Here is a 1,708-nt window from a genome sequence, read left to right as displayed (position 1 = left end):
ACGGCCCGCTCATGGTGATTTCCAGCGCCGCGGCGCCTTCTTCGTTGCCCAGCAAACGGTTGCCCAAACGCAGCGCGCGACTGTCCATCGGCCCCGACGGCGGTACACCCACCGCCCAGTAACCGAGGCGACCGGGATAGTCCTGCACGCTGGTCTGGGTGCCAGCACTGAGCACCTCGAACGTGTTGGCCTGATACACCAGACCCTCCAGGCAACGGGTCCATGGCTGGCCGCTGGCGAAAGGCGCATCGAGCAGAATCTGCCGCAGGTAATCGCGGTTGGTTTCCACGCCATAGAGCAGGCTGTCGCCCAGCGCCTGATGCAGGTCCGCAGTGGCTTCTTCGCGAGTCGGCGCCCAACTGATGACCTTGGCGATCATCGGGTCGAAGTAGGGCGGGATCTCGCAGCCAGCCTCGACCCAGGTGTCTATGCGCAGTTGAATGCCATTGGCCGGCGGGAAATCCACGGCGGTGAGCAAGCCTGGGCTCGGTTGAAAATCGCGCCCCGGATCCTCCGCGTATAACCGTGCCTGAATCGCATGACCCTGCGGTTTCAAACACTTTGCCAGATCGCTCAGCGGCGGCAGGTCACCGGCCGCCAGTTGGACCATCCAGCGCACCAGGTCGACCCCCCAAACCTGTTCGGTGACACCGTGTTCCACCTGCAAGCGGGTGTTCACTTCCAGAAAGTAGAAACGCTGGGCATCGCTGTCGAAGACGAACTCCACGGTGCCGGCGCTGCGGTAGTTCACTGCCTTGGCCAGTTTGATCGCCGCCGCACACAGTTCATCCGCCATGCCGTCGGGCAGGTTTGGCGCCGGGGTTTCCTCGAGGACTTTCTGGTTGCGCCGCTGCACCGAGCAATCGCGCACACCGAGGGCGATCACCTCGCCGCGACCATCGCCGAACACCTGTACTTCCAGATGGCGGGCACGCTGGATGTACTTCTCGATGAACACCCCGGCGTCGCTGAAGTTGTTCTGGCCCAGGCGTTTGACCGCTTCGAAGGACTCGCTCAACTCGGCCGCGCTGCGGCACACGCGCATGCCGATGCCGCCACCGCCAGCGGTGCTTTTGAGCATCACCGGATAGCCGACCTGTTCGCCGGCGACCAATGCGGCGTCGAGGCTGTCGAGCAATTCGGTGCCGTCGAGCATGGGCACGCCGTGTTGTTTGGCCAGGGCGCGGGCGGTGTGCTTGAGGCCGAACGCGCGCAGTTGTTCGGGCGTCGGGCCGATGAAGGCGATGTTGGCGGCTTCGCAGGCTTCGGCGAACGCGGCGTTTTCCGAGAGAAAACCGTAGCCGGGATGGATCGCCGTGGCGCCGGTGGACTTGGCGATGGCGAGGATCTTGTCGACCGCAAGATAAGTTCCAGCCGCTGCACCCTCACCGAGGCTGTGGGCCTCGTCGGCTTGCAGGATGTGCAGGCTGGCGGCATCGGCTTCGGAATACACGGCGACACCCTGCACTTGCATCTCGCGCAAGGTCCGCAGGATGCGGCAGGCAATGGCGCCACGGTTGGCGATCAGGACTTTTTCGAACATGGCATAACCCCCGGAGGCGATAGCGCATCAGCCTCGACTGGGATGCGGGCCGTCCCGCAGTTTTTCGACAGACGCCGGGGTCGTCCCCGGTGGCAGAATCAGATTTCACATACACCGCCGACCCCTGTGGGAGCGAGCTTGCTCGCGATAGCGGTGTGTCAGTCA

The 1,708-nt window shown here is 64.1% G+C and carries 1 protein-coding gene; it reads right to left on the bottom strand.

Features of this window, described 5'->3' with window-relative positions; translation table 11 throughout:
- A partial coding sequence (locus AC1DVH_RS30685) for an ATP-binding protein (RefSeq protein WP_477756955.1) occupies positions 1-1,543 on the bottom strand: 1,543 nt, incomplete at its 3' end.
- Between the last annotated feature and the right edge of the window lie 165 nt (positions 1,544-1,708).

It is taken from the genome of Pseudomonas sp. P4_C3, assembly GCF_056402075.1.
This window is presented reverse-complemented; position numbering and strand designations above follow the sequence as displayed.